At 59.4% G+C, this 22082-nt stretch carries 20 protein-coding genes; 12 read left to right on the top strand and 8 right to left on the bottom strand.

The annotated features are described in order from the left end of the window. Positions 1 to 9 precede the first annotated feature (9 nt). A complete protein-coding gene (locus tag H9L06_RS04450; protein ID WP_187556032.1) occupies positions 10 to 660 on the bottom strand; it encodes a response regulator in 651 nt (216 codons plus the stop codon). 245 nt (positions 661 to 905) lie between these two features. Between H9L06_RS04450 and H9L06_RS04445 the strand changes: the two genes are divergently transcribed. After that, positions 906 to 2072 carry a sensor histidine kinase gene (locus tag H9L06_RS04445; RefSeq protein WP_246454493.1) on the top strand — a complete coding sequence of 389 codons (1167 nt, stop codon included), beginning with the start codon at positions 906 to 908 and terminating at the stop codon, positions 2070 to 2072. Between the two features lie 819 nt (positions 2073 to 2891). On the opposite strand, the gene H9L06_RS04440 is transcribed toward H9L06_RS04445, so the two are convergent. From H9L06_RS04440 to H9L06_RS04420, 5 genes are all read right to left on the bottom strand, one after another. Beyond that, positions 2892 to 3299 carry a hypothetical protein gene (locus tag H9L06_RS04440; RefSeq protein ID WP_187556031.1) on the bottom strand — a complete coding sequence of 136 codons (408 nt, stop codon included), beginning with the start codon at positions 3297 to 3299 and terminating at the stop codon, positions 2892 to 2894. A gap of 1122 nt (positions 3300 to 4421) precedes the next feature. Then, positions 4422 to 5921: an ABC transporter ATP-binding protein gene (locus tag H9L06_RS04435; RefSeq protein ID WP_187556030.1), complete on the bottom strand. Its 1500-nt coding sequence runs from the start codon at positions 5919 to 5921 to the stop codon at positions 4422 to 4424. Beyond that, a complete protein-coding gene (locus tag H9L06_RS04430; RefSeq protein WP_187556029.1) occupies positions 5918 to 6760 on the bottom strand; it encodes an ABC transporter permease in 843 nt (280 codons plus the stop codon). Before H9L06_RS04430 ends, H9L06_RS04435 begins: the two co-directional genes overlap by 4 nt. Further along, positions 6757 to 7764 (bottom strand): ABC transporter permease, encoded by a 1008-nt coding sequence (locus H9L06_RS04425; RefSeq protein WP_187556028.1) that lies wholly within the window; start codon positions 7762 to 7764, stop codon positions 6757 to 6759. The genes H9L06_RS04430 and H9L06_RS04425 overlap by 4 nt, the downstream gene beginning before the upstream one ends. Positions 7765 to 7771: 7 nt before the next feature. After that, positions 7772 to 9403: an ABC transporter substrate-binding protein gene (locus tag H9L06_RS04420; RefSeq protein ID WP_187556027.1), complete on the bottom strand. Its 1632-nt coding sequence runs from the start codon at positions 9401 to 9403 to the stop codon at positions 7772 to 7774. Positions 9404 to 9567: 164 nt separating this feature from the next. Between H9L06_RS04420 and H9L06_RS04415 the strand changes: the two genes are divergently transcribed. After that, positions 9568 to 10926, top strand: a complete 1359-nt coding sequence (locus tag H9L06_RS04415; RefSeq protein WP_187556026.1) for an aspartate dehydrogenase domain-containing protein — start codon at positions 9568 to 9570, stop codon at positions 10924 to 10926. A gap of 46 nt (positions 10927 to 10972) precedes the next feature. Here the strand turns inward: H9L06_RS04415 and H9L06_RS04410 are convergent, their stop codons facing one another. Then, complete coding sequence (locus H9L06_RS04410) at positions 10973 to 11716, bottom strand: 2-oxo acid dehydrogenase subunit E2 (RefSeq protein WP_343069259.1); 744 nt, start codon at positions 11714 to 11716, stop codon at positions 10973 to 10975. Between the two features lie 129 nt (positions 11717 to 11845). Here H9L06_RS04410 and H9L06_RS04405 point away from each other — a divergent pair, with 129 nt between their 5' ends. From H9L06_RS04405 to H9L06_RS04360, 10 genes are all read left to right on the top strand, one after another. Then, on the top strand, positions 11846 to 12829 hold the full coding sequence (locus tag H9L06_RS04405) for an AEC family transporter (protein WP_187556025.1): 984 nt from the start codon (positions 11846 to 11848) through the stop codon (positions 12827 to 12829). Positions 12830 to 13120: 291 nt separating this feature from the next. After that, complete coding sequence (locus tag H9L06_RS04400; protein WP_187556024.1) at positions 13121 to 14140, top strand: DctP family TRAP transporter solute-binding subunit; 1020 nt, start codon at positions 13121 to 13123, stop codon at positions 14138 to 14140. 56 nt (positions 14141 to 14196) lie between these two features. Next, entirely contained in the window at positions 14197 to 14772 is a 576-nt protein-coding gene (locus tag H9L06_RS04395) for a TRAP transporter small permease (RefSeq protein ID WP_187556023.1), read from the top strand. Then, on the top strand, positions 14769 to 16247 hold the full coding sequence (locus H9L06_RS04390) for a TRAP transporter large permease (RefSeq protein ID WP_187556022.1): 1479 nt from the start codon (positions 14769 to 14771) through the stop codon (positions 16245 to 16247). Before H9L06_RS04395 ends, H9L06_RS04390 begins: the two co-directional genes overlap by 4 nt. A gap of 24 nt (positions 16248 to 16271) precedes the next feature. Then, on the top strand, positions 16272 to 17039 hold the full coding sequence (locus tag H9L06_RS04385; protein ID WP_187556021.1) for an SDR family NAD(P)-dependent oxidoreductase: 768 nt from the start codon (positions 16272 to 16274) through the stop codon (positions 17037 to 17039). A 131-nt stretch (positions 17040 to 17170) separates the two neighbouring features. Beyond that, positions 17171 to 18055, top strand: coding sequence for a PPC domain-containing DNA-binding protein (locus H9L06_RS04380; protein WP_187556020.1), 885 nt, complete (start codon positions 17171 to 17173; stop codon positions 18053 to 18055). 47 nt (positions 18056 to 18102) lie between these two features. Continuing rightward, a complete protein-coding gene (locus H9L06_RS04375) occupies positions 18103 to 18330 on the top strand; it encodes a biotin/lipoyl-containing protein (protein WP_187556019.1) in 228 nt (75 codons plus the stop codon). A 9-nt stretch (positions 18331 to 18339) separates the two neighbouring features. Next, positions 18340 to 19320: a thiamine pyrophosphate-dependent dehydrogenase E1 component subunit alpha gene (locus H9L06_RS04370; RefSeq protein ID WP_187556018.1), complete on the top strand. Its 981-nt coding sequence runs from the start codon at positions 18340 to 18342 to the stop codon at positions 19318 to 19320. Then, complete coding sequence (locus H9L06_RS04365; protein ID WP_223165215.1) at positions 19317 to 20303, top strand: alpha-ketoacid dehydrogenase subunit beta; 987 nt, start codon at positions 19317 to 19319, stop codon at positions 20301 to 20303. The genes H9L06_RS04370 and H9L06_RS04365 overlap by 4 nt, the downstream gene beginning before the upstream one ends. Before the next feature lie 75 nt (positions 20304 to 20378). Continuing rightward, the gene (locus tag H9L06_RS04360) at positions 20379 to 21206 is read left to right on the top strand and encodes an SDR family NAD(P)-dependent oxidoreductase (protein WP_187556017.1); all 828 of its coding nucleotides are present in this window, start codon (positions 20379 to 20381) and stop codon (positions 21204 to 21206) included. 26 nt (positions 21207 to 21232) lie between these two features. On the opposite strand, the gene H9L06_RS04355 is transcribed toward H9L06_RS04360, so the two are convergent. Next, positions 21233 to 21982: a FadR/GntR family transcriptional regulator gene (locus H9L06_RS04355; RefSeq protein WP_187556016.1), complete on the bottom strand. Its 750-nt coding sequence runs from the start codon at positions 21980 to 21982 to the stop codon at positions 21233 to 21235. Positions 21983 to 22082 lie beyond the last annotated feature (100 nt).

The following is a 22082-nucleotide window of genomic DNA, read 5'->3' as shown; positions in this document are numbered from 1 at the left end:
GTACTTCGCTCAGCTGAAGTCGATGAGACCAGCCCGCGCGGCGGTTACGAGCACCTGCACACGGTCGCGAACCTGCCACTTCGTCATGATGCCGCCTAGGTGCGCCTTAACGGTTCCCTCAGAGACGTGGAGGGTCTCAGCGATCTCGGCGTTCGACTTTCCCTCTGCGAGCTTCTCAAGCACCTCTGTCTCGCGAGCTGTAAGTGCTTCCAAGTCTCCGGTCGTTGTCGGCTTCGCCTCACGTACATGCTGTACCAGCATGGCTGCGACTCGTGGTGAGAGTGAGCTCGTTCCCTGGTGCGCTTGCCTGAGCGCGCTCACAATCTCATCGGGACTTGAGTCCTTGAGCATGTATCCCGAAGCCCCGGCGCTAAGCATAGGGAGTACGGTTTCGCGATTGTCCAGGGTCGTCACCGCGAGCACCAGCACCTCCGGCCAGCGAGAGGTGATCTCTCCGGTCGCTTCAATGCCACCCATGCCGGGCATCTGTACGTCCATCATCACAATGTCGGGATGAAGGTTGCCGACAGCTTCTATCGCTTCGAAGCCGTTCTCTGCCTCGCCGATGACTGAGATTTCAGGTGCGCGCGCCACAAACTGCTTGAGGGCGAGGCGCACGAGCGGATCGTCGTCGGTAATGAGAACCCGAATTTCATCCATGAATCAATCTTAGTTCTGCGGGGCTTGTGAAGTATTACGGGCCATATTCAGCACTTTATTAAAGACTAGACCTTTGGCTAGTCATAGTCTGACCATACGGAGGATACGAAAAAGCACAACCCCCACGAGACTAGAACTACTTAGACATTCGGATACAAAACGGGGGTGAAATAAATGACTTTCTGGGAACTTCTCGCCAAGCTGCTCGGCATCGGCTAAACGCCAAATAGGGGATACTTGGAAGCATGACGATTCGCGGGGAATCAGAACGTGCTTCTACGCGCTTTCAACTGGGCCAGGCTGAACCACTGACCCGACCCGAACGCATTGCAGTGCTCGTCTTAATCGGCGGCATTGTCTCCATAGATTTGGTCGGATTCTTTACCTCATCCGATCTTGACTGGTTCCGCACTCTGCTGAGCATTGCGACGACCCTGAGTTTCGCGCTGTTCATCTGGTCACCGCTCATTGCGGTGAGTACGCTTGCGGGCGTCATTGCAGTTTCATTGTTCGTTGGATCCGCGGCTCCGGCACTTGTTGCCGGAGCGATTGCAGCGGGTCTGGTGCTCCGGCTTGCGAGCACCACAATTATTTTCGCGTATGTGGGTGGCTTGCTCATCCTCAATGCGCTGTACGCGTTCCTGTATGGAGAAGACGCGACGATGCCTACGAGCATCGCACTCGTGCTCATCTCGGCCACGCTCTCCGGTGGTGTGGGCCTCGCGCTCCGCATTTCCTATGCCCGTGGCACCAGACTTGAACGAGAACTTGTCGAGCAGGCCGAGCGGGAGCGCGAAGCGGTGCTCGCCGAGCGTAAGTGGATCGCAGGGGAGCTGCACGACAGTATCGCGCATCACCTCACGGTGATCGCCATGCACGTGCAACTCGTTGACGACGAGAATTCGCGGCCGACGTCGCAGTCTGCAATTCAGACCTCCGCGCGAAAGGCGCTGAGTGACCTCCGGTTCGTCATTCAGATGGCTGAAGACGCGCCGCGTGGTACTGGGGTGCCCTCGGGGGATCTCGCTGCCGCGATTGAGGAAGCGACGGAAGAGTTTGAAGCTACCGGTCGAACGGTAGCTTGTGTAGGGGATCCAAATGACGAAAACATTCCGCGCGGTGCTGAAATTATCTTCGCGAGAGTTGTGCGCGAGTCTGCCACGAATGTATTGAAGTACGCGGGTATGGGTGAGGTGCGGATCGAGATCTCGCTTGAACCTGAGACCGTTAGCCTCAAGATTCATAGCCCGCTGCCCGATGTTCCACGACGCGATCTACCCTCGACCGGTACTGGCCTCAATAGAATGGCCGAGCGCGTGCTCGGAGTGAGCGGTGAGTTCACAGCCGGACCCGATGAATCTGATCCTGAAAGCCGTTCCTGGCTGGTCTCGGTGCGGCTGCCGATGGCCTAATCGATAGCGGAAATCGGCCTGGATAAGTACTAGACAAAAGTCCAGGTATCTTTCGCCAAAGGTGGGTATGACGCAAGGCTGCGTCTCTGTAATCTTCTATATGTGGGTAACCCCCAAAACCACCCACCCCCTGGACCGGGATCCCCCCAAGTTTTCCCATCCAATACCAAAACCCCCGCTGATCCGCTCGGATCGCGGGGGTTTTTGCCTGCGCTCCAGGATGAGTGTTGTCGGGCAGCCGAGGGCAGCTAGTCGTTCACGCTTAAAGGAAGAAATGATCGAGCCATTTCGAGCCCAGCGACATCCAAATCTGGGTGTGATGCGATGGATCGCAGTCGAGTAGCACTCGTTGCGATCACAAATGAGTCTGGGTAGAGCCGCCCACCCCATGCAAAGGCACCTTCTGCGTCCCAGCAAAACTCGGGAAGACGACTACCCTCCCGGAGTCCAGAGATTGGAAAAGGTGAACGTACATAGTCGCTCGAAACCGCCCAGCGAGGGCCATCTAATTGTTCTCCATAGCCTTGCCACCATGCGCCATCGAGTTTTAGGTCCCCCAGAACGGTACTCAATGCGATGGCAGTTCTTGCGTCGAGTACGCTGCTGATTGTTAGAGGCCTATTGTTCATGGACAGAGATAAACCTGTTCTGAGTTCCTCGAGTGAAGAACTCGCTAGCACCGCACTAGGCAAAATTTCAGACCATCGTAAGACCTTTCCTTCGACCAGCACCGGTAGGAAGAAGCGGGCTAACGGAAGATCCCAGTATTGCTCGGGAACAAAATTGCGCGCTAACGTCCAGCTACTCCAGTCGGAATGCTCATGAAACTGCATAATGGTTCACCCCCTCTTTAACGTCAATCTTCTCTTGTGTTGCATAGTACGCTTCCAGTACATTCATACCTTCGGAAAGGATGGATGCGCTGATCGAAATAATGACAGAGTCAGTTAGCGGAGTCATATGACACACGGCATCGGGGTTGGCAGTACATTTGATTTCGAAATCAGGAATATTCGAAACCGGGATGCCCGTGTCAGTTAGCGCAGAGAAGGTTCTGAAATTTACCTCCATTGGAATAACTTCAGAGTCCAACACTACTAGGAGGGCATCTGTGTGTGGGAGGTAGTTAATGGGTATGGTGTTTTCATCTATTGCTGCATTTGACCTTAGTTCACCATTTTCTCGCCAAATACTGCTCGCTCTCTCCAGCGTGCTCTGATCTTTCACCGAAGCATTTGGGGGGGGTGGGGAGCGGGTGGCTCGTATTCTCGGAAACCTGACACCTCCTCAAACGAGGTACTCTTGGGCCCGCTACATCCAGTAAGAGCGCAGGGAATGAGTGTTGCCACCAGCAGCGCGGTGGCAACACTCATTCCCTTATTAATTAGCAACTGAAACGACCGTCTTTCGTGGTATTCCCGTACTTGGTCGAACCTCCTTGAAAGGTGCTGTGATAACCAAATGCTCGCCAAGTCTGAAGTCCCTTACCGGAACAAACACTTTTTACCTGTCCTGACGCGGTCTTGTTCCCGGACGCTGCGGCATCATTATAAGCAACCGCGTACCGCTCGCCGAACCAACCGATGTACCCAATAGATAGGGACACATAATTTCCGCTGCCGGTGGCACATACGGTTCGACCGTGCACAGAAGCCATACCGCCCGATTTGTGGACGTTGTCTAGTTCTCCGTAGCAACCAGCTGCTACGCCAGCTCTGAACCCAAAGCTTTGAATCCCGCCTCGAGCCTGGGAGGTATCTTCGGGCGACAGGCTTGTGGAGTCAGAAAAGGGTGGCGGTACTTCTTCGCTTGTTGGGCCGGCTTCTGGCGCGGTTGCAGTCGCAGCCGATGCGGATCCGATCGCCATCGCTCCCGCAATGAGTGCGCCAATGGCGATTTGTTTTAGTTTGATGATCACTCTCCTCTGGCGTGAATTTGATGTCGCAGTATTAGTGATCTGAAGTGTCTGCGCGTCAATTAATTTAGTTTCTTGCACGACGAGAAACCACGATTTGGCGCACCTTGCGCATATTGAAACGTGCCTTGCGCATTTTGATTGTCTAGTCCCGAGCATCGAGATGCAGGGAATCCTTCGGTAAGGACTTCAACAACAGCGAGTTGATGTGAGGCTGCTCAATATCTATTGAGCACTTCGGTCGCGTGAATAGCTCAGGTTAGAGCCCAAAGCTATCGAACTAGCTTGACGTTACGTTCTGGTTCGGTGGGCGCTTTGACGCAGATTGCCCAGGTTTGGCGCACCAAAGTGACCACTGAACAGTTGGGGAAGCGTTGGGCAGGGGGTGCGGCAGGTGTTGGGTAGGGTACGCAGCAGGGGGCAGGCAGCAGCCGTTACGCGTGTTCGACGGCGAGAAACGCTTCGGTTTCTTCTGGTGTCGCGATCCGCCCCTCTTGCATCACCACGACCCGGTCGGCGACCGACAGGAGCGCCGAGAGGTCGTGCGAGACGAACACAATGGCGAGTTCGCTGCGGAGTGTGGCAAGCAGGTCGAGTACGCCCGCTTGAGTGACGGTGTCGAGCGCCGAGACCGCCTCGTCACACACCAGAATGTTTGGTCGTGCCGCAAGCGCGCGCGCGATTGCCACGCGCTGGCGTTCTCCGCCAGAGAGCGTTGACGGATACCGCGAGAGCAACGCAGGACTCAAACCCACACGCTCCATGAGCGCTGCGGGCGTGGGCGCCTCACCCGCGGCATACTCCGCGCGCTTGATGGTTGCCGCAAGAATACGGGCGGTTCGCCAGCGTGGATCGAAGGTCGCAAGCGGATCCTGCGGAATGAGTCGCACGCGCGATCCATCGCGAAGCGTGAGGTTGCCCGAGTCGAGGCGCTCAGCCCCGGCAAGGATTCGCGACAGGGTGGTCTTGCCCTCGCCTGATCCACCGGCAACACCGAGAATTTGGCCGCGATTGACCGTGAGATTGACGTCTCGTACGCCGAGGTACTTTCCGCCTCTCTCGCCGAACGATCTCGTTGCATTGGTGAACTCTGCGAGTACTTCGCCAGCAGGGGCGGCATCGGGTCGTGAGCCAGCCCCACGATGGGGGATTGCGGCGACGAGCGCCTTCGTGGCTGGGTGGTGCGGCTCTTCAAGTATCTGCGTGGCGTGGCCAACTTCAACAAACGTACCGTCTTCGATGACCGCGATGCGGTCGGCAATGCGAGCAACAGCTGCAAGGTCGTGACTCACTACAACGAGGGAGGCTCCCGAATCACGCACCCGCGCGAACTCATCGAGTACCTGCCGCGCAGTTGCGGGGTCGAGCGCGGTCGTCGGCTCATCTGCGATGAGGATTGATGGATTGCCGATCAGTGCTGAGGCAATGAGGGCACGCTGGCGCATTCCTCCCGAGAGAGCGTCTGAGCGAAGGTGCAGCAGCGTCTCGGCATGGGGGAGGCCAGCCGCCTCAAGCGCGCGGATCGTCTGCGCCCGACGTTCACGCCGCGGCACACCGCGAATGGCAAGGGCCTCGCTTACCTCAGCCTCGATAGTTCGCAATGGATCGAGGGATTGCAGAGCGTCTTGCAGCACGAGCGCGACCTCGCTGCCGCGGAGCGAGCGCCACTGCCGGCGCGAGGCCCGACGAACGTCTTGCCCGGCGATGTCGAACTGCTCGGCATCCACACGCCACGAGTTTCCGCCACTCGCGTCGGTGAGCCCGAGCAACGTTCGCGAAAGCACGGACTTGCCAGCACCAGACGAGCCGACAATCGCGAGGCACTCGCCAGGAGCGAGCGACAGGCTGATATCGTGCAGCACGGGGACTCGCACCCCTCCAGCGCCCTTTCGGGTGACCGTGAGGTTTGCAATCTCAAGCACGGTGCCAGTCATCGGCTACCTCCTGCTGCGAAGCGGCGCCCGATGACAGTGAGGGCGGTTGCGGTTGCGACGATCGTGAGGCCGGGCATCACAGTCATCCACCAGGCACTCGAGAGGTACACCCTGCCCGCGTCGAGCATCGCGCCCCACTCGGGTGCGGGTGGCTCGGCACCAAGACCGAGGAAGCCGAGCGCGGCAACCCAGACGATCGACTGGCCGACACCCAGGGTGGCTGCAGAGACCAGCGGCCAGAGCGAGTTCGGGGCGATGTGTTTCGCAAACACGCTGAACGGGCCGGCGCCGTCAAGACGCGCCCATTCGGCATACCCGCTTGCCGCGATTCCGCGAACTCGCGCGCGAATCATGCGGGCGTAGCCGGGAATAGTTGCAAGCCCGATCGCGAGGGTTGCCGACCAGGCGCCGCCTCCGAGCACGGCCACAAATAGCAGGGCTATGACAAGCGTGGGGAGCGCGAAGAGCACCTCAAATACCCGTGCGAGAGCCGCATCGAGCCAGCGAGGCCCGAGACCCGCGGCGAATCCGAGCACAGCGCCGGCGACCACGCCGATCGCGGTGGCGGCGAGGCCGATGCCGACCGATGAGCCAGCGCCATGCACCACACGGGTGTAGATGTCACGACCCGACTCGTCGGTACCGAAGAGATGTACGAGTGAGGGCTCCGCAAATCCTTCCGTGGGCGCAATCGCAAGCGGATCGCCTGGGGCGAGGAGTGAAGGCGCTAGCGCTGCAATGGTGATGAACGCGAGAAACAGCGCTGAGATCGTCACCGAGAACCATCCCGATTCGAGGGAGCGCAGAGAGAACCGCGGTCTCGTTGCCGTTATAGTCATGCGACCACCTCGGTTGATGCATCTGAGCCGGAGCTCGCGAGTTCACGACGGGCAGTGCCGCGGGGGTCGACGATCCGCTCGACAATGTCAGTGACGATGAGTACGACGACGTACAACAGCGCGACGATGGTGATCGACCCGATGACGACCGGCATATCGCGCACGGTTGTGGCTTCGAGCAAGAGCCTGCCGAGGCCCTGCCGGGCGAAGAGCACCTCGACGACCACTGCGCCGCTCAGCAGCGAACCATAGGCCCACCCCGAAAGCGAGATAGCCGGGAGTGCGGCGTGCCTGAGTGTATGGCGCAGCAGCACGCGGGACTCCGAAGCGCCGCGCGAGCGTGCGGTGGTTGCGAACGGTGCGGTGTCGGCTTCGGTGAGTGGCCCGTGGAGTACGTGTGCGAGGTAGCCGGCGATGGGAACAGCGAGCGTGATCACGGGCAGTATGAGCGCACGGGCGCCGCCTGAAGCGCCTCCGGTCGCGGGCAGCCACTGCAGCTGCGAAGCGAACACCAAGATGAGTACGGCGCCGAGAAAGAACTGTGGCATGACGCTCGAGACGGTCTCGATTCCGGTGAGAGCGGATCGAATCGCACGACCCAGGCGACCCCGCGCGGTCGACGCTGCAAGGGTCGCAGCGAGCGCGAGTACCCACGCGAGCACGAAAGCCAACGTCGCGAGCACAAGGGTTGGGGGAACGTTTGCGGCAAGCAGGTCTGCGACTGGCTGCTTGCGGGCGTAGGAGTCGCCGAACTGCAGTGTCGCTACTCGCCAGAGCTGGGAGAGATACTGCATGAAGAATGGCTGGTCGAGGCCGTAATCTGCGCGCGCTTGCGCGACGGCCTCGGGGCTCGCTTGAGAACCGGGGCCGCCGAGAATTGCTTCGAGTGGATCACCTGATGCCCTGAGCGCCAAGAAGACGACAGTGGCGGTGAGCCACACCACGAGCACCGCCGCGCCGAGCTTATTCAGCACGGCGACGGCGATGCTCTTAGGTGTTGACATGCGAGGGTTACGCGGTGAGCTTCGCGTTCACGAAGGTGGGAGTCGCGACGGTTCCGAGCGTGGTAACGCCGTCGACGCCCTGGGTGAGGAAGTGGTTCTGCTGGTCATAGAGCGGCAGAACAGTGAACGTGGAGAGGATGCGCTGTTGCGCCTCTTCGTAAATGCCTGCGCGAGTGTCTGCATCGAGGGTTGCCGATGCTTCGTCGAGCAGCGCGTCGAGCTCAGGGTCGTTCAGCTGGGCGAGGTTCGCGAAGTAGCCCGATGGTGCGGGTACCAGGCTGGCCGAATGGTACAGGATGCGGAGCACATCTGGCCCGACCTTTGTGTACGGTGCACTGACTGCCTCGTACTCGTGTGCTGCGAGTGCGCCGTACCACGAGCTGAGATCGAGCGGCTCGAGCTGCACGTCGAATCCGACCTCGGCGACGTTCGCCTGAATCTGTTGGAAGAGTGACTGCTCGGTCGCAGTCGACTGGTTCGTGCTGACCGGGAAGCGAACGGTGAGCTTCTCGCCGTCCTTCTCGCGTACGCCGTCTGCTCCTTCGGTCCAGCCTGCTTCGTCGAGCAGCTTAGCGGCCTCGTCGAGGTCGTAGGCAAAGAGCGACTCGTCGCTGTACCCGAGCGGTTCGATGCTCGAGAGTGGTGAGTGTGACCTCGGCGCGGTGCCCTGGAAGAGGGTGTCGATGCCAGCGTCTGGGTTTGCGGCCCGAATGAATGCCTCACGCACCTTGCTGTCGTTGAACGGTGCCTGATTCGAGTTCAGCTCGATTCGGTTCACGGCGCCTGGGCGAGGGGCATCGATGTGGGAGATCTCGTCGCCAGCCTCGGCAGCGACGATGTCGGCCGGAAGAGGGTTGTCGACGATGTTGACCTCACCAGACACGAGCGCTGCGTTTCGCGTTGCTGCGTCTGGGATGAAGCGCCACTCGATCGCGTCGACAAAAGCGCCGCCGTCGTGGTCGTTCTCGGGGCCGGGTGTCTGGTAGTCCTCGTTGCGTACGAGCGTCACGTGGTCCTGAGGTACCCACTCGTCAACGACGAAGGGGCCGGTGCCGATTGGGGCCTGGCAGTTTGCCTCCATGCCGCGCTCGATTCCGGCAGGTGACTGAATCGCGGTCCACTGCTGGCTCATCGACTCGAGCAGGGCCGAGTCGGGGGCCGACATGTGGAAGCGGGCGTGCGTGTCATCAACGACCTCGACCTCTGCCACCTTCTGCACGGCGAGGTAGCCGGTCGACGACTGCGTTTCTGGATCCTGAAGATGCTCGACGTTCGCCTTGATCGCTGCGGCATCAAGCGGGGTGCCGTCGGTGAAGGTGACACCCTCCTTGAGCGTGAAGTCCCAGGTCAGGCCGTCTTCACTGGTCTCCCACTCGGTGGCGAGCCAGGGGGTAATGGTGCCGCTTGCATCGCGACCGACGAGGGGCTCAAGGTACTGGGTTGAGATGAGCGCCTGTGGGTAGTTGCCGCCAACGTGTGGATCGAGGCAGCTCGGCTCGGCGTCTCCGGTTGCGTACACGAGTGTGCCGCCCTCAGTTGTTTCGGGCGCTTCGGCGTCGGTGCCGCCGGTGGAGCAGGCTGTGAGGACGAGTGCAGCGGATGCAATCAGTCCGAGTGGGAGTAGCGGTTTGATGCGCATGTGGTGAGTATTCCTCGGTTCTTGTGTGGATCTCGGGTGGGAGATGCTCGGTGTGTGTGCTCGCAGATGCACGATCAGTGCAGTTAATGGATCGAGTACAACAAATCGAGTTTAGACCATCTGACTGACTCTTCCTGCATACGCCCACACGTTAAGCTGGCGCTATGACTTCGGTAGCGCGGGGGAGACCCCAGGCCTCCTCGTGCGACACCCTCGCAGAGGCTGCATGCGAGCTCTTTCTCGAGCAGGGGTACGACGCGACGACCGTTGCCGACATCACCCGACGTGCGGGCGTGAGCCGATCCACATTTTTCAACTACTTCGACGGCAAAGCCGCGACAATTTGGTTCGCACTCGACGCCTTTCTCGCTGAGGCTTCGACGACCCACAGGCTCTCGCCGATGGCGGCCCATCTCGCGGAGAACCCGCCCCACACACTCGCGCTCGCGATTGCGAATGCCGAAGCGATGGGCGTAACGCTTGAGCTCGCAACGGGTCGTGCGCAACGCCAGGCCGAGCTTGCCGCGCTGATCACGGAGCGCATTCACACGACGGGTGATCCGCTGGTTGCCGAGATCACCGGGGCGGCCTATGCGGCAGCGGTGTTCGCGGGCATTTGGCGGTGGGCCGAACGGGGCGCTGGCGCGCATCGCCTCGACACCATCATCACAGAAGCACTCTCGGTTGCGCGGCGAAGCGGTCTGGTCGACCGCCCCGGGCGAGGCGACCTTAGGGTTTCGGTAATTGGCACCGGCGCGATCGGGGCGCGGGTGATCCGCGAGCTTGCGAGCGGCCACATTGCGGGTGTGACGCTCGCCGGAGTTGTGACCAGGCGCCCCGGAACAACTGAGCAGTTCGAGGGCCTGAACGTCACAGATTTCGGGTCAGATATCGAACGCGCAATCGACGAGTCAGATCTCATCGTTGAGTGTGCGGGTATCGCATCGGTAGCCGAACTTGGGCCGACGATCGTGCAAGCGGGCCGTGACCTGCTCATCGTGTCAATCGGGGCGCTCGCCGACCCTGAAATGCGCACGTCGCTTACGGCTGGGCCGGGGCGATTGCGGCGGTCGAGTGGCGCGATTGGCGGCCTCGATATTTTGCGGGCCGCAGCCAGACCGGGAGGAATCCCTGGCGGTGTGACGCAGGTTACGCTCACGTCGACGAAGCGGGCCGACAGTCTTATTCAGCAGTGGATGACTGAGGGAGAGGCTGCTCGTCTGCGCGGGCTCACCTCACAAGAAGAGTTGTTCTCGGGCACGGTGGCAGAAGCCGTCACCAAATTTCCGGCATCGCTCAACGTTGCCTCAGCCCTTGCAGACGCGACAGGGCTCTGGGAGGCGGCGCGGGTGCGGCTCATTGCCGATCCACACGCCACACAAACCACCCATGAGATTGCAGCGTCTGGCGAGGCGGGCGACTACCACTTCAGCTTGAGCAACGTTGTCAATGAAGCGAACGTGACGTCAAGCCTAGTTGTGGCAGAGGCCGTGCTCAGCGAAATCGCAACACTTGCGAACTGACTGAACACGGCCCCTCTGGCGGTAACGAACCGTTGCCGCGAAAAGCTTAGAGCGAGAACTCGCCGGCTTCGAGGCGAGCCTTCACAAAGCTCAAGAAGCGAGCCGCGTCTGCTCCGTCGACGAGGCGGTGGTCGTAGCTCATTGAGAGGTACATCATGTCGCGAATCTCGATCGACTCGGCGCCGCTCTCGTCTTTCACGACGACCGGGCGGCGCACGAGCGCGCCGGTACCCAAGATCGCAACCTGCGGCTGGTTGATGATCGGCGTGTCCATGAGCGTGCCAACCGAACCGTAGTTCGTGACGGTGAAGGTGCCGCCCGCGAGATCACCAGCGGTGACCTTGCCCTCGTTCGAGCGCGAGGCAACATCGGCGATGTTCTTCGCAAGCTCAGTAATGCTCTGCGGGCCTGCGTTGTGGATCACAGGAACGAGAAGACCGCGAGGGGTATCAACCGCGATACCGACGTTCTCGGCCTCTGAGTAGCGGATCAGACCGGCCTCAAGATCGAGCGTTGCGTTGACCTTCGGGAACTTCTGCAGAGCCTCAACGGCAGCCTTGACGATGAAGGGAAGGTAGCTGAGGCCAGCACCCTCGCGAGCGCGGAACGCATCCTTTTCCTTGGCGCGGATGGCGGAGATCGCACTGAGGTCAACCTCAACCGTTGCAGTGAGCTGGGCCGAGCCCTGCAGCGACTCCATCATGCGCTTTGCGATGGTTGCGCGGATGCGGGTGACCTTTTCGGTGGTCCCGTAGATGCTCTGGTCTTCGGTCGAAGTTGATTCGCTCACTGGTACGTCCTCATTGATGTTGATGGGTAGTCACTCAAAAACGCGGACCCTTGGATTTAGGGTTCCGTGGTCCAACCAGGGTAACATCCTGAAAGGACACGTGCCGATGAAGACCGAAGGAGTGAGTCCGTGCTCGAAGTGCTCGCCGTGATCGCTCCGCTCTTTGTGTTGCTCGGCGCTGGCATCGCGGCCGGATTCTCGAAGAAGTTTCAGAGTGCGCAGGCTGGCATTAACGCGTTTGTCTTTTACTTCTCGCTGCCGGCCTATATATTCGTTGCCGTCGCAAATGCGCCGATGAATGATGGTGTGCCGCTCGGGTTCGTCGGGCTCGTCTTCGGCGCGACGACGCTCGTGTACATCGTGGCGTACGTTGCCATTTTGATTCAGCGCAAATTGTCGCGCTCGCGAGGGCACCGCGTCATTCCTGGGCCATTTGCCGTTGCCGCAACGTACGGGAACGCTGGTTACCTCGGCATTCCAATTGTGATGAGCGTCTACGGACCCGATGCTGCGCTCGGTGCCGCGATCGGACAGTTGCTGCACAACGTATTATTCATGGTCGGGTATCCGCTACTGAAATCGTTTAGCAGCGCGCGAGGGGCAGGATCGGAGCAGAGATGGCGCGACATCGGCGGCATGCTCTGGAGGGTGTTCAAACGCTCGATTCTTATCAACCCGATTGTGCTGAGTGTGGTTGCCGGAGTGCTTGTGAGCGTGCTTGAGGTGCAGGTGCCCGAAGTGATGAGCATGAGCATCGAGATGTTCGGCAGCGCCGCGGTTGCAGCGGCAATGTTTGCGGTGGGGCTGACTGTGAAACCTGCATTTGAGGGCATGGCCTCAGGGGGAGTTCCCATTGCCGCGGTGCTCAGTGCATCGGCGATCAAGCTGCTCGTGCTCCCGCTCGCGACCTTGGGTTTGGCTCTGCTCCTCGGGGGCGAGCTTGGGGTGTTGTGGATCGCAATCGCGGTGGTCATGGCTGCGATGCCAGTGTCTTCCACCGCGAGCATCGTGGTCTTTGAATACGACGGTGACACGCGACTCGTAGCCGCGGTAACGCTCGTGACAAGTCTCGTGGCAATTGTGACCATTCCGATCATCATCACCATCATCTAGTTACCTCAGCCTGGTTGAACCAGTTCCGTCACAATCCCGTAACGGAACCGAAATCTTTTCTGCCCAATTTGGCGAAATTGCGCGCACACTGGGAGTGGCTGCTGATTTTTCATCCCCAAACTGAGTGAAACTGACTTGCTTGGTTCTACCAGAGGATGCATAATGAAGCGGTGCGTTTCACCCGAAACGTAATGGAAACATATGAGTGGGCGGACATCCTGCGCATTCATCAGAGAGATCCGTGTGGAATCAACCATCCACTCGGAATTAATATCTCAAGGAGGAGATCAGTTGAAGAAGAAGACTGCACTCGTAGCAATTCTTGCTACTTCCGCGCTCGCGCTTACCGCTTGCTCGGGAGACGGTGCTTCGAACGGTGGCGGAGACGCTAGCGGCGATACCTATAACTGGGACATGACCATCACAGTGTCGGAGACTTCGACCTGGTGGGCTGGTGCTGAGAAGTTCGGCGAACTCCTCGACGAGAAGTCTGATGGGCGTATGACGCTCAACATCTTCGCGAACGAGCAGCTTTCGGGCGGCGACCCCGCAGCGGGCGTTGAGATGCTCTCTGATGGCAGCAAGGCGTTCTCGTACAACTCGCCCATCATTTACTCGGGCATCGATCCCCGGTTCTCAGCAATCACCGCTCCGTTCCTCTACCAGAACTACGAAGAAGCTGATGCAGCAATCGAGGCTGGCGCAGCAGACGCGTACGCGGGCCTCACCGAAGACATGAACATCAAGATGCTCGGCTTCGGCGAGTCAGGCTTCCGCCAGCTCACGAACAACTCAAAGGAGATCACCGCTCCTGAGGACATCGCGGGCATGAAGTTCCGTGTCGCAGGCTCGGAGCTCTTCATTGAGATCTACAAGGAGCTCGGTGCTGACCCGGTCACCATGAACTTCTCCGAGGTCTTCACCTCGCTGCAGAATGGCACGATCGACGGCCAGGAGAACCCCTTCGATGTGATCTACTCGAACGGTCTCATGGAGGTTCAGGACTACCTCTCGGTATGGAACTACGTGTACGATCCGCTGATCCTCGGCATGAACCTTGACATGTACAACGAGCTCAGCGATGAGGACAAGGCAATTGTCGACGAGGCAGCTGCCGAGGCAAACGCCTACCAGATCGAACTCAGCCGCGACAAGGAGTCGGAGCAGCTCGCAGAGATGAAGGAGCAGATGACGGTGACGGAGCTCACTCCTGAGCAGCTCACCGCCTTCCGCGAGGCTCTGCAGCCGATCTACGACGCATACACAGACAAGTGGACTCCAGAAGTTCTCGAGGCTGTTACACCTCAGTAATTCCCTATGAGAAGAGGCGGTGCCTGGCACCGCCTCTTCTTGGAATTGGAAATCAAATGTTTGATCTCATCCTTCGCAGGGTGGAAGATACGATCATTGCGCTGACATTCCTGTTCATCACGCTTTTGGCATTCGCCAATGTGGTGGCGCGCTACGTCTTCCACGCCTCTTTTTCGTTTACGAGCGAGTTGCTCATCAACCTCGCTGTACTGCTGACGATGGTCGGTGCCGCCGCTGCAACGCGACTCGGTAGCCACCCAAGCTTCAGCCTGCTCCGCGATTCAACTCGCGGTGTACTGCACAAAGTCATCATTGTGCTCGTGTGCCTCGGCATGCTCATCTTCTTTGGGGTGCTTGTTTACCTCGGTATTGACACTGCGCTCAAGCAGCTCAACTCTGGGCGTCTTACGCCGTCGCTGCAGATTCCGCAGTGGATTTTCTCGATGGCACTGCCGTTTGGCGCTCTGCTGTGTGTGATCCGCACGATCCAGATCGCAATTATTGGACTCAAGGGCGGTGAGGCGTTCGTGGGCGAAGAAGCTGAGGCCATGGAGCTCGCTGCTGAGATTGATGCGAAGACTCGCGAACGCGACGAAGAGCGTCTGCACCATAAGGAGGGCGAACGCTCATGATCGAGCTCGTACTTTTCGGAACCTTCCTCATCTGCCTGTTCATTGGTGTTCCCGTATCTGTTTCGATGGGTCTCTCGGCCCTCACGACGATCATCTACAGCAGTGGCATCAAGGCTCTTGCGCCTGCGTCGAGCATTCTCTATGCCGGTCTGTCTTCAGAGACACTTCTCGCTATTCCGTTCTTTATTCTCGCGGGCGTCATTATGGAGCTCACGGGTATATCGAGACGTTTGGTCGAGTTTGCTGACGCGTGCTTCGGTCACATGAAGAACGGCATCGCTCTCACGGCGATCCTGACCGCACTGCTCTTCTCTTCAATCTCGGGCTCGGGGCCGGCGACGGTTGCTGCCATCGGTGGCATCCTGATTCCTGCCCTTGCAAAGCACGGCTACACCAAGCGCCACTCGGCAGCTCTCGTTGCTACGTCGGGCGAGCTTGGCATCATCCTGCCACCGAGCATCGCGTACATCGTGTTCGCCGTGGTCGCCGCTGACTACGCCGGTGGCGCCGATCGCGTGACGATTGGTCGACTCTTCATGGCGGGTGTAGTGCCCGGCCTGATTCTTGTGGTCGTGCTGTACTTCATTGCTCGGTTCTTGCCACGCGAGATGGCGATGGCAAAGGCGAGCGCAAGCTCACATATAGACCATGCTCTCGGTCGGAACACAGGTGGAAAGCTCCTTGCAGAGGCAACGGCAGGAAACGCATCGAACGATGCCGCAGCCTCTTCTTCTGTTCAGACAATGGAGCATGACGATGCGGTAACTTCTGATTCAGATGAACTCGGAATGCGAACTCATCGTGCACCTGCGCGTGTGATCTTCAAGGCATTTTTCCGGGCAATTCCGGGTCTGTTGGTTCCCGTGATTATTCTCGGTGGTATCTACGGCGGTATCTTCACGCCGACCGAGTCTGCTGCGGTTGCTTCGGTGTACGCGCTCGTCGTTGGTCTGTTCGTGACGCGGGACCTGAAGTTCAAGGAAGTGTTTAACATCTTCACTTCTGCGGGCGTCATGTCTGGTCGAATCATGCTCATCATTGCAGCGGCAACGCTGTTCGCATACGTGATCACGAGGAACCAGATCGCACGCGCAGTCTCTGATTGGATGCTGAACCTGACTGACAGCATGGTCTTGCTCGTGTTGCTCATCAACCTTGCACTGCTCATCGCGGGTATGTTCATTGACGCAATTTCGGCGTTCTATCTCTTCATCCCGTTGTTCGTGCCAGTGCTCCTTGAGCTCGGTATGGATCTCACCACTATCGGTGTGATGATGACGATGAACCTTGCGATCGGTTTGATCACGCCTCCGGTGGGCATCGACCTGTTCGTTGCGGCCGGCATTGCGAAGATTCCGTTCGGTGAAGCCGCGAAGGGCGTCATGCCGTTCGTGATCTCGGGTATCGGCGTGCTCATGCTCGTCACGTTCGTCCCGGCACTCAGCAACTGGCTCCCAGACCTCCTCGGTCTGTAGCCAGCGTCACAAGAAAAGGACACAATGTCTCAGGATTTCAAAGGCAAGGTCAGCGTCGTTACCGGCGCTGCCGGAGGCATCGGCCAGGCAATTGCGATTGAACTCGCATCGCGTGGATCAGATGTGCTCATCATTGATGTGATCGACGGCGCAGAAACAGTGGCCGCGATTGCTGAGAAGACTGGCGGCGCGGTTCGCGCACGCAGCGAGATCGTAGACATTCGAGATCGCGACGCAGTCAGCGCATGCCTCGACTCCATGGTTTCGGAGTGGGGTTCCCTCGACGTACTGGTGAACAACGCCGGTACCGCAGGGCGCCTCACCCTTGAGGAGATGACTGATGAGATTTGGGATCGTGACATCGAGACCAACCTCAAGGGAACCTTCATTCTCACTCAGGCTGCGGTATATCCGCACATGAAGAATGCAGGCTCCGGGGCTATCGTCAATGTAAGCTCGATTTCGGGCATCGTTGGCGGCACCATGTCGGGTGGCGACGGCGCAAAGCGCACCGGGCCCGCATACGCAGCCTCGAAGGGTGGCGTCATCGCATTCACGAAGTGGGTAGCTAAGGAGGTGGGCCCTCTTGGGATCACCTGCAACACCGTGGCACCTGGCCCAGTGGAGACAGCGATGACCAAGGGTGTTCCATACCCCGTCGATCAGCAGCCGATCCAGCGCATCGGCCAGCCGGATGACATCGCGACCGCGGTGGCATTCCTCGCATCGGGCGGCGCAACGTACATTACGGGCGAAACACTCAAGGTGTGCGGCGGCACCGCAATCGGTTAACAATTTCACACAGGTAGTACCTTTTGTCGGTGCGCGCCACACCCCGGCGCGCACCGACAAAGCCCCACACTCGGGGCACCCCATGTGGATCCACATATCTTTCTCACGCTACAAGCTGGAAGGAGACCACGATGCAACCACTGGTTCATCCAGGCCCCAAAACGGAACCCAGGATCATTTCGGTTCCTGTACATACGCGGCGCGCAATCTGCGAGCTGCAACCCGGCAAGCCTATTGTCGATCAACTTCACGAAGCTCTTGCTTCGCTTGGCGCCCACAGCGGCTTCGCCGAGCTTCACGGCGGAGAGTACTCGCCACTCAGTTACTGCATTCCCGATGTCGCCACCTCTGAGCGCGCACTGAGCTTCTCAGATACCAAGGCACATGACCGGGCCCCTCTCATGTATGGCTCAGTCACACTCGGTGTACGCGACGATGCTCCCTACATGCACAGTCATTGCTTCTGGCAGGCGCCGAACGGCACGCTTCAAGGCGGGCACGTTTGGCTCGAGACGGAGGCTGGTGACCCTCCTCCTATTGCAATCGTCACCGCGGTGTACGGTGCGCTTTGGCGCAGCACCACAGACCCGGAAACGAACATGCCGGTTTTCACACCGGAAGAGCGGAGTGCAGAGATGCAGCAGGAATCAGACACCATCATCGCGCGGGTGCTGCCGAATGAAGACATCACCGAAGCCATACTGAAGGTCTGCGCTGAAGCAGGATACGAGACCGCATCGGTTCGCGCTGGCCTCGGCAGCTTTGTCGGTGCGACATTCATCGACCGCGCGAGCGGCGAGCAGTTTGTCGTCGATGGCCCGGCAACCGAGGTCATCGCGCTCATCGGCGATGTGCGTACCGTCGACGGCGAGCTGCAGGCCCGCCTGAGCTGCACCCTCGTAGATCGCCACGGCGTAATCCGCGCCGGAGAAGTTGTTCGCGGCGAGAATCTTGTGGCTGCAACATTCGAACTCACTGTGCAGCGTATCGACCAGACGGTTGCGATCGCTGGTTAAACGTCAGAAGCTTTACACACCTACCGAAAGAAACTAAGGAGTACATCATGGACGTCATCCTCACCAAAGAACTGCTCGGAGACGACGAAGAAGCCGATCTCGGTGAATGGCTCGTAGAAGACGGCTCGACCGTCACCGAGGGCCAGGCAATCGCATCGCTCGAGACGTCGAAGCTCGTCAGCGAGCTTGTCGCTCCGGCTGCCGGCGTAATCACGTTCAAGAAGGAAGAGGGTGACCTGGTCGAGCTCGACGAGGTCATCGCGACCATCGCGTAAGGGAACGATATGACTGAGTATCAAGCAAACGAGCAGGGCCTTGCGGGCCTGAAACTCATGGCGAAGATCCGTGAGTTTGAGCGCCGCATGCCGCTGCTTTCAGAAGAGGGCCTCATTCGCGGCTCGACCCACCCGTCGCTCGGTATGGAGGCGATCGCCGTTGGCGTGTCGCTCGCTCTCACCGATAAGGACGCAATTGCGTCGACCCACCGCGGTCACGCACACACGCTCGCTAAGGGAGCAGATTTCGGCCGCACCATGGCTGAGATCCTCGGTCGTAAAGACGGCTACTGCGGCGGCAAGGGTGGATCGATGCACATTGGTGTCAAGGAGCTCGGCGTGCTTGGCACGAACGGCATCGTTGGCGCTGGCATCGGTATCGCAACGGGTGCTGCACTCGCATCGAAGCAGCTCGGTGACGGAAGCGTCGCTGTGTCGTACTTCGGTGACGGTGCTTCGAACCAGGGTGTGCTTGCGGAGGCGTTCAACCTCGCTGCCATCTGGAAGCTGCCGGTAATTTTCGTTCTCGAGAACAACCACTATGCACAGTCTGCGTCGATCGACGACATGGTTGCTCAGCCTGACCTGACCAAGCGCGGTGAAGCTTACGGTGTGCCGTCGTTTAGTGGCGATGGTATGAACCTCGAAGAGGTATACGGTCTCGCTACGGCAGCTGTCGAGCGCGCACGTGCGGGCGAGGGCCCGACACTGCTCGTGCTCGAGACCTACCGCTACCTCGGCCACATGGCCGGCGACACCGAGATCTACCGCACCAAGGAAGAGGTCGAGGCTGCGAAGTCGAACGACCCGATCGAGACGCTGCTTGCGCGGCTCATCGAGGCCGGTGTCATTACCGCAGAGGAGTGGGAGACCACTTCGAAGGAGCTGTTCGAAGAGGTCGAGGCTGCAGAGCAGTTTGCGCGCAACTCACCATACCCCGATGTCAGCGAAGCCTTCACTGATGTGTACGCGAAGGGAGCAAGCGCATGAGCGCCGGAAAAGACATGGTGACGTGGCGTGCACTGAACGCCGCGATGCACCAAATCATGGAAGACCACCCGGAGTCGTTCACCCTGGGTGAAGACATCACGACCTGGGGTACCGGCGGCGGTACCTACGGTGTGACCCGTGGTCTTCTCAAGAAGTTCGGTCGCGAGCGCGTCATGGACACCCCGATCAGTGAAGAGGTGCTGCTTTCGGCAGTGTCGGCTGCTGCATCGCGTGGCACCCGTCCGATCCTCGAGATCATGTACTCGGACTTCTCGTTCCTTGGCTTCGATGGCATCATCAACCAGGCAGCGAAGAACCGGTACATGTTCGGTGGCCAGTTCGATGTTCCCGTCACGATCCGTTCAAACGGTGGATCGGGTATCGGTAAGGCTGCTCAGCACTCACAGTCGCTCGAGACGCTGTTCGCGCACATCCCAGGCCTCGAGGTCGTTGTTCCGGGCACCCCCGGTGACGCCTACGGTCTGCTGCGCACCGCTGCGGCTTCCGACAACCCGACGATCTTCCTGGAGCACAAGAACCAGTACTACGATCGTGGACCAGTTGGCACCGAGGCGATTCCGTTCGGTCAGGCGCGCATCGCCCGCGAGGGCAAGCACGCGACCGTCGTGGCTACTCAGCAGATCCTCTCGTACTCGCTGCAGGCAGCTGAAGAGCTCGCGGCAGAGGGTATTGAGGTCGAGGTTATCGATCCACGCACCCTGTACCCATTCGATATGGATGCAGTGTACGCGTCGGTGGGCAAGACCCGTCACCTCGTCGTCGGTCACGAAGCAGTTCGCGACTACGGCTGGGGCGCAGAGTTCGTCGCTCAGACCGTTGAGGCGGCTTGGGACAAGCTCGATGCAGCTCCCGTGCGCGTCGGCGGCTCACGAGCTCCGATTCCGTACGCACAGGTGCTTGAAGAAGCAGTGATTCCGTCGAAGGACGACATCGTTGCAGCGGTAAAGCGCACACTCGCGTAAATCCGTGAATGAGGAGGGGGTGGCACGCCATCCCCTCCTTTTTCTTCCCAAAATCTTTTGAAAGGTACAGAGTTCATGAACCGACTGCTTGGCAAAACCTGCCTCATTTTTGGCGGTGGATCGATCGGCGGCGAGATCAATAACGGCCTCGCGGCTGCGATCACCTACGCGCGCGAGGGGGCCCGCGTCGCGATCGTCGATATGAACGAGGCCGCGGTTGACGGGGGTGTGCAGCGCATTCGTGAAGAGTGCGAAGCCGCCGGAATCGAACCCGCGGTGCTCGGAATCGTCGGGAACGTCACCGATGACGCTTCGGTGCAGTCTGCAGTTGAGCGCACGGTGACAGAGTTCGGCACGATTGACGTGCTCCACAACAACGTCGGCATCGCCCGCATGGGTGGGCCCATCGAGCAGCCACTCGAAGAGTGGAACCTCGTGCTCAACGTGAATCTCACGAGCATGTTTCTCACCTGCAAGCACGTACTTCCGCACATGCTCAAGCAGGGCTCGGGCAGCATCATCAATATCGGGTCAGTTGGCGGTATGCGCTACATCGGGTACAACTACCCGAGCTACTCGGCAACGAAGGGCGCCGTCACGCAGTTCACGCAGAACCTCGCGCTCGAGTATGCGTCGAAGGGGATCCGCGCGAATACCGTTGCACCCGGGTACATCAACACACCGATGATCTATAAGCAGATCAGCGGCGCGTACGACACCGTGGAAGAGATGGTTGCTGCGCGTGACGCGCTCTCGCCGACAGGCAAGATGGGCGACTCCTTCGACGTTGCGAACGCCGCGTTGTTCCTCGCATCTGACGAATCGCGATATGTGAATGGCGTGTGCATTCCGGTAGACGGTGGGCTCGTGCAGAGCTCGGCACCGCCAGCCGCGGCACAGTAGTACAGGCCGTGCGGGCGGTACGGGAGCTAGACCTCCTGTGCTGCCCGTTCGATGCTTCGCAGCTCACGCAACCAGTCGAAGTGCGTGTCAATTGCCTCGGTGACCGCTTGTGGGTCACGAGTTTTGAGCGCATCGAGTACCGCAGTGTGCACGCGACGCATGGTCTCGAAGTCTTGCTCGAGTGTGAGGTGCTTGAGTGTTCCTTTGAGTACCGAGTGCAGCATTCGTGAGAAGAAGAGTAGTGCGGGCGAATCGGAGGCAGCAAAGAGCGCACGGTGGAACGAGGCGTCTGCTTCGAGCAGTTCCTTGCCGTCCTCAGTGTTCTTCATGGCCTCGATGCTCGCGTCGAGTTCAGCGAGACTCTCTGGCGTTGAGTTCACGCACGCTTCAATCGCTGCCTGGCGCTCGAGCGCGTGGCGCACTGAAATGAGTGACTCGAGAGTCATTTGCTGGAACATGAGGCTGAGGATGAGTACGTCGCTCGTCTGCTCAGCCTGAACGCCGGTGTAGAACGTGCCCTGACGTTCCTTACGCGAAAGCGCACCCATAGATTCGAGTCGGCCAATGCGGTCGCGAAGCGTATTGCGGCTAACGTTGAGTATCTGGGTAAGTTCGCGTTCGCTCGGGAGTTGCTGCCCGGGTTGCATATCGATGAGCAAATCGATGAGAGAGTTCAATGCAGCATCGTTCAAGGTGCTCTCGTAGAAGCGATGACTCTTGAATGGGTTCGCCGGCGAGAGAAGCCCGGCTGCGGGTTGAAGTTCTGACTTTTTCATGGCACTCCGTTATGCGAATATCTGTATCCACGGTACACCAGAAATTGCTCTGGTAGAACCAGAGTAAGCTGAAACTCAACCGACGTAGAAAGTTGCGAAT

The sequence above is a fragment of the Leucobacter denitrificans genome, from assembly GCF_014396385.1.
Taxonomy (GTDB): domain Bacteria; phylum Actinomycetota; class Actinomycetes; order Actinomycetales; family Microbacteriaceae; genus Leucobacter; species Leucobacter denitrificans.
Note: the sequence above shows the minus strand (reverse complement) of the source record. Positions and strands in the feature narration are given on the sequence as shown.